The sequence below is a fragment of the Paraburkholderia tuberum STM678 genome, assembly GCF_902833905.1.
In the GTDB taxonomy this organism is placed as follows: domain Bacteria; phylum Pseudomonadota; class Gammaproteobacteria; order Burkholderiales; family Burkholderiaceae; genus Paraburkholderia; species Paraburkholderia tuberum.
This window is the reverse complement of the sequence record NZ_CADFGP010000138.1, coordinates 1-5,292: the sequence shown is the minus strand read 5'-3', so window position 1 is coordinate 5,292 and position 5,292 is coordinate 1. Positions and strand designations below refer to the sequence as shown.

The window sequence follows — 5,292 nt, the reverse complement described above, 5'->3', positions numbered from 1 at the left end:
GACGCTGCCAGCGATCAAATCGGCAGCTTGATGACCCCGGCTCTTCCACTTATAAATTCGATCTGACTGTCCGAACCAACGGCGCCACTTCTCTTCACGCCGTCGCGCGCGGCAATCTGCGACTGCCGGTACAACGGGGCGTGGTCAGCGTACTTCGAGACGAGGATGTCGGCCAGCAGGCTCGGATGGGCAATGCTGCGCGTGATCGGCAGGCCGGGCATGGACGGCTGCGAGAAGTGGTGGCCGCACGGACAGACCGTCTTGCGCCGGATCGTGCGAATCACCTTGAACATTGCCGCGACGCGGGCGAGCTGCTCGGACACGTCTTCTCCGAGAGGCTGCATCGCGCTGCCGCATTTCGGACACGTTGCGTCAGCCTCCAGTACACGTTCTTCGCGTGGCAGATGCGGCGGCAGCGCTTCTTTCGGCGATGCGTTGCCCACAGGCGTGCTCGCGCTTGATTGGCGGGCGCGCCGCACATCAGAGACGCCGCGCTCGCCCGTCAAGTCCTCGAGCGCGGTTTCGAGCCGTGCAACCTCCCGGTCCAACTGCTCGGACTTGCGCCCGAATTGCATACGCCTAAGCTTGTCGAGCTGCGCCTTGAGCTGCTCGATCTCCAGATCGCGCTCGGCAAGCTGGGCACGAGCCTCGACCAGCAAGGCTCGCAGGGTTGCAACATCGTCAGGAAGTTCGGCGCCGTTCGACATGCGGCGCAGTTTACGAGTCTTCTGCTCGGTTTACTGTTAGCGCCGATGTAAAAATGACCCTGGCGCCGAAGTAAACCTGACCCACCTGGGAGACGATGGCGGCTTTTGCCGCCGATGCTGACTCAGGAGCAAGCAGTGGAAATCAAGGTATTGGCCCGGCGCGGGACGGCGGTGCGTGAGATAGCGAGGCAGACAGGTTTATCGCGCAACACCGTGCGACGCTATCTGAGGAACGAGCAGGCAAGCCGTTACAGCCAGCGTGAGCCGCGAGCAACGAAGCTCGACCCGTTCAAGGACTATCTGCTGGAGCGCGTCGCCGCCGCGCGGCCGCACTGGATTCCGGCAACGGTTCTGCTACGCGAATTGCAGGAGGCGGGATACGAAGGTGGCATCAGTCAGCTCAAGGCGTTTCTGGTGCCCCACAAGCGTTCTGAGGCCGAGCCAGTGGTGCGCTTTGAGACCGCGCCCGGCAAGCAGATGCAAGCCGATTTCACGGTTATCCGGCGAGGACGCGAGCCATTGCTCGCGCTGGTCGCGACGATGGGATACAGCCGCGCGAGCTTCGTGCGGTTCACCGCGCGTGAGGATGCCGCGACACTGTGCGAATGCCTGCGTGAGGCGCTCGTCTACTTCGGCGGCACGCCGGAGCATGTGCTGTTCGACAACGCGAAGTCGGTGGTCATCGAGCGCGATGCATTCGGCGAAGGCGAGCATCGCTGGAACCCACAGCTGCTTGCGCTGGCTGAGACCTACGGCTTCACGCCGAAGGTGTGTCGTCCGTATCGCGCCAAGACCAAGGGCAAGGTCGAACGGTTCAACCGCTATCTGAAGGAGAGCTTCGTTGTGCCGCTTGCCGCGACGCTCAGGTCATCGGGCTTGAGGCTGGATGTAGAGGCCGCCAACGCGCATATCGGTCGATGGCTGGCGGAGGTTGCCAACACGCGCCGTCATGCGACGACGGGCGAGCGTCCGGCAGTGAGGCTTGCTGCCGAGCAGGCGGCGCTTCTGCCGTTGCCGTTGCCGTTGCCGGTGCAGGCACCTGCGCTTGCTGTGCCGGACAACCGTCGCGTGCTGCCGCGTGAGAGCCTGCAGCATCCGCTGGCGGTATACGACGCGTTGCTGGAGGTCGCAGCATGAATCTGCAACATGAACGGATTGCCGGACTGTGTGCACAGCTGAAGCTGGACTGCATCGCCACCGACTGGGCGCCGCTCGCACAACGCACTGCGACGACCGATTCGAGTATGGCCGATTTCCTTGAACAGCTTCTGCAAGCGGAGCTCGGTGCGCGCGAGCAGCGCAAGCGTCAGGTGCTAACGAAGCTGGCGGCGCTGCCCGGCATCAAGACGCTGGAGCAGTACGACTTCAGCTTCGCCAGCGGCGCACCGCGTGCTCAGATTCAGGAGCTGGCGAGTCTGGCGTTCATTGAGCGGGCCGAGAATGTCGTGCTGCTCGGGCCATCCGGGGTCGGCAAGACACACATTGCGACCTCGCTTGCGTACCGCGCGGCGCAGGCGGGCATCAAGACGCGGTTCATCACCGCCGCCGACCTGATGATGCAATTGGCCGCCGCCCGGCAGCAGAACCGCTTGCGGGAATTCTTCAATCGCGCGGTGATAGGACCGAGGCTGCTCGTCATCGATGAAATCGGCTATTTGCCATTCGGGCGTGAGGAGGCAAACCTCTTCTTCAATGTCGTCGCTAAACGCTACGAACGCGGCTCAATCGTGTTGACCAGCAACCTGCCGTTCACGCAATGGGCGACAGCCTTCGCCGACGACCAGACGCTGACAGCGGCGATGCTCGACAGGCTTCTGCATCACGCTCATATCGTGCAAATCAGCGGCGAGAGCTATCGACTGAAGGACAAAAGAAAGGCGGGGCAAACAGGCACGCGGGCAAGCACGAAAGTAGCCGCGTGATACAGGACCCGGGTGGGTCAGATTTACTTCGGCGAAACCTCGAAACGTGGGTCAGGTTTCAGTCGGCGTTGACAGTTTACAACATCGACAGTGCAGCGGTGCGACGCGGCTGCCGCCAATCGATGCCTTCGAGCAACATCGACAATTGCGCCGCCGTCAGATGGACCTTGCCGCCATCGGCCTGCGGCCAGACGAAGCGGCCCCGCTCAAGCCGCTTCGCAAGAAGCCAGAGCCCGTCCTCGGTCGCCCACATGACCTTCACGAGATCGCCGCGCCGGCCCCGGAAGATGAACACGTTGCCACCCAGCGGATTGTCCTCGAGCGCCGTCTGCACCTTCGCCGCCAGCCCCTGGAATCCGCAGCGCATGTCGGTGACGCCTGCCACCAGCCAGACGCGTGTACCCGTGGGAAGAGAGATCACGATCGCATGCTCCCCAGTATGACCCGTAGGGTATCGGCGTCGACGATGCCGTCCACCTTGACTACCAGGTCACCGAATCGAATCTCGATTGTCCCGGCTCGTGTAGTCCGGTTGCCGACGGCCCCTGCATCCGAGGGCATCGTCACGCGCTGCGGCGGCGTTTCATGGACCACCGCCACGGGAATCAGCGACGTCGTTTCCGCCTGCAATTGCTCGCGATAGCGACGCCGCCAGGTGAACAGCATATTTGCATTGATGCCATTGTCCCGCGCCAGCTTCGCGACCGATGCACCGGGCTCGCATGCAGCGGCCGCAAGACGGCGTCGAAATTCGCGATCATAATTCGGGCGCCCCTTGCGGCTACCCGACTTGGCTTCCGACTCTGTCACAGTGATGTCCATCAAATCGAAAATGATGGGCACCACTTTGATGTCGCTTCTCGCCGTCGTCTACGACGGTCGTCGTGAGGTGCTTACCCTCCGCCCGCCTCGTAAGCGTCATTTGAAGGCCGTATCGACGTCGACGTTGAGAGTGTCCAAAGTGATGCCCATCACTTCGAGTAGTGGGGACCACTTTGATGACAGAGATCGACTGTGCCGGGAGCCGCAAGGGGCGGCCGAATTACGCGCCTCAATTCAGGCGTGAAGTTGCGATGGCAGCGTGCGAGCCGGGCATCTCGGTGGCAAAGCTCGCGCAGTCGCACGGTCTGAATCCGAACATGGTGTTCAAGTGGCGCAGGCAGTACCGTGCTGGTCTGCTGGACAACAGGACGGTGAGCGAGACGGCAGTGTTCGTTCCGGTGGCGATGTCGCCGGATGATTCGATGGCGGTTTCGTCGCTACCGGTGCCGACAGCGCAATTGCCATTGCGCGCACAGGAAGCCGCGACTTCAGGTATCGAGATCGAGCTCAATGGCGCACGCGTGCGAGTGAGCGGGAAGGTAGACCCAGCCCAGCTGCGACTGGTGCTGCATTGCCTGAGGCCGGCATGATCGCGCTGCCGACCGGCACCCGCATCTGGCTCGCCGCAGGCGTCACCGACATGCGCCGTGGCATGGATGGTCTGGCTGCACTGGCGCAGGTGGCCCTTGAGCAAGACCCGTTCTCGGGCCACGTGTTTGCCTTCCGTGGTCGCCGGGGCGATCTGGTGAAACTGCTGTGGTGGAGTGGCGATGGAATGAACCTGTACGTCAAGCGCCTGGAGCGAGGCCGTTTTATCTGGCCGCAGGCCGACGCGGGATGCATCCATCTGTCGGCGGCACAACTGTCGATGCTGCTCGAAGGCATCGACTGGCGACGCCCCGAACGGACGTGGAAGCCCACATGCGCCGCGTAAATTTGCCCCCACTTCTGAACGTGCCTGGTAAACTCCCAGACATGCCAGTCAACCGACTCCCCGACGACATCGACACACTCAAGCGCATGCTTGTTTCGCGCGAAGAAACCATCGCGCGCCTGCTCGCCGAGATCTCGCGTCTGAAGCGCTGGCAGTACGGGCGCTCGTCGGAACGCATGGCAGAACTGACGGGACAATTGCAGCTCGCACTGGGTGACGGGACACTGCCGCCACAGGGTGCCGTGCCGGCATCGGCGCCAGAAGCGGCGTCGGATGAACCCGCAGACACGACAGCGCCGGTGGTTCCACTGCGCCGCCGCTCGCGCGAATTCCCTGCGCACCTGCCACGCGAGGTGGTGGAGCACAGGCCACAGGGCTGCGACTGCCCCGAATGCGGTGGCCGACTGCGCAAGCTGGGTGAAGACGCCTCCGAGATGCTGGACTACGTGCCGGGGTACTTCCGGGTGATTCGCCATGTGCGCCCCCGGCTGAGCTGCAGCCGTTGTGCGAAGGTCGTCCAGGAGGCGGCGCCGTCGCGCCCGATCGCACGCGGCATGGCCGCAGCCGGCCTGCTGGCACAGGTGATGGTCGCCAGGTACGCTGACCATATGCCGTTATACCGGCAGGCAGGAATCTATCGCCGTGCCGGCATTGAACTCGACCGTGCCACGCTGGCCTCGTGGGTTCGCGAGTGCGCCGCACTGCTGCAGCCGCTGGCGGATGCCGTTGGCCGGTATGTGCGTGAGGCGCAGAAAATCCATACGGATGACACGCCCGTCCCGGTGCTGGAACCCGGACGCGGCTGAAGTTGACCCGCAAAAACGGACATCTATCCTTTGGAGAAGGAGGTGCCGATTATGGCCAAGCATCGTACCCCGTACCCGGCGGAATTTCGGGCGCAAATGGT

Annotated in this window: 7 protein-coding genes and 1 pseudogene; 5 read left to right on the top strand and 3 right to left on the bottom strand. The window is 63.2% G+C overall.

What is annotated here, in order from left to right:
* Positions 1-92 precede the first annotated feature (92 nt).
* Positions 93-707: pseudogene (locus tag HWY30_RS40400) on the bottom strand (transposase domain-containing protein); the annotation flags it as partial.
* A gap of 114 nt (positions 708-821) precedes the next feature.
* On the opposite strand from HWY30_RS40400, the gene istA reads away from it, so the two are divergent.
* Entirely contained in the window at positions 822-1,844 is a 1,023-nt protein-coding gene (gene istA / locus HWY30_RS40395; RefSeq protein WP_090802000.1) for an IS21 family transposase, read from the top strand.
* Entirely contained in the window at positions 1,841-2,629 is a 789-nt protein-coding gene (gene istB / locus HWY30_RS40390) for an IS21-like element helper ATPase IstB (protein WP_090801998.1), read from the top strand. The genes istA and istB overlap by 4 nt, the downstream gene beginning before the upstream one ends.
* Positions 2,630-2,705: 76 nt before the next feature.
* Here the strand turns inward: istB and tnpB (HWY30_RS40385) are convergent, their stop codons facing one another.
* Both tnpB (HWY30_RS40385) and tnpA (HWY30_RS40380) read right to left on the bottom strand, forming a co-directional pair.
* Entirely contained in the window at positions 2,706-3,014 is a 309-nt protein-coding gene (tnpB, locus tag HWY30_RS40385) for an IS66 family insertion sequence element accessory protein TnpB (protein WP_343048332.1), read from the bottom strand.
* A 32-nt stretch (positions 3,015-3,046) separates the two neighbouring features.
* The gene (gene tnpA / locus HWY30_RS40380; RefSeq protein ID WP_244145209.1) at positions 3,047-3,475 is read right to left on the bottom strand and encodes an IS66-like element accessory protein TnpA; all 429 of its coding nucleotides are present in this window, start codon (positions 3,473-3,475) and stop codon (positions 3,047-3,049) included.
* A 152-nt stretch (positions 3,476-3,627) separates the two neighbouring features.
* Between tnpA (HWY30_RS40380) and tnpA (HWY30_RS40375) the strand changes: the two genes are divergently transcribed.
* From tnpA (HWY30_RS40375) to tnpC, 3 genes are read left to right on the top strand one after another with little or no spacing between them, the layout of a single operon-like run.
* On the top strand, positions 3,628-4,041 hold the full coding sequence (tnpA, locus tag HWY30_RS40375; protein WP_090801995.1) for an IS66-like element accessory protein TnpA: 414 nt from the start codon (positions 3,628-3,630) through the stop codon (positions 4,039-4,041).
* Positions 4,038-4,385: an IS66 family insertion sequence element accessory protein TnpB gene (gene tnpB, locus HWY30_RS40370; RefSeq protein ID WP_090801994.1), complete on the top strand. Its 348-nt coding sequence runs from the start codon at positions 4,038-4,040 to the stop codon at positions 4,383-4,385. The genes tnpA (HWY30_RS40375) and tnpB (HWY30_RS40370) overlap by 4 nt, the downstream gene beginning before the upstream one ends.
* On the top strand, positions 4,373-5,191 hold the full coding sequence (gene tnpC, locus HWY30_RS40365; RefSeq protein WP_244145208.1) for an IS66 family transposase: 819 nt from the start codon (positions 4,373-4,375) through the stop codon (positions 5,189-5,191). Before tnpB (HWY30_RS40370) ends, tnpC begins: the two co-directional genes overlap by 13 nt.
* Positions 5,192-5,292 lie beyond the last annotated feature (101 nt).

Coding starts and splice junctions, on each gene's coding strand:
- istA (WP_090802000.1), top strand. CDS start 822: ATGCTGACTCAGGAGCAAGCAGTGGAAATCAAGGTATTGGCCCGGCGC.
- tnpA (WP_090801995.1), top strand. CDS start 3,628: ATGACAGAGATCGACTGTGCCGGGAGCCGCAAGGGGCGGCCGAATTAC.
- tnpB (WP_090801994.1), top strand. CDS start 4,038: ATGATCGCGCTGCCGACCGGCACCCGCATCTGGCTCGCCGCAGGCGTC.
- istB (WP_090801998.1), top strand. CDS start 1,841: ATGAATCTGCAACATGAACGGATTGCCGGACTGTGTGCACAGCTGAAG.
- tnpC (WP_244145208.1), top strand. CDS start 4,373: ATGCGCCGCGTAAATTTGCCCCCACTTCTGAACGTGCCTGGTAAACTC.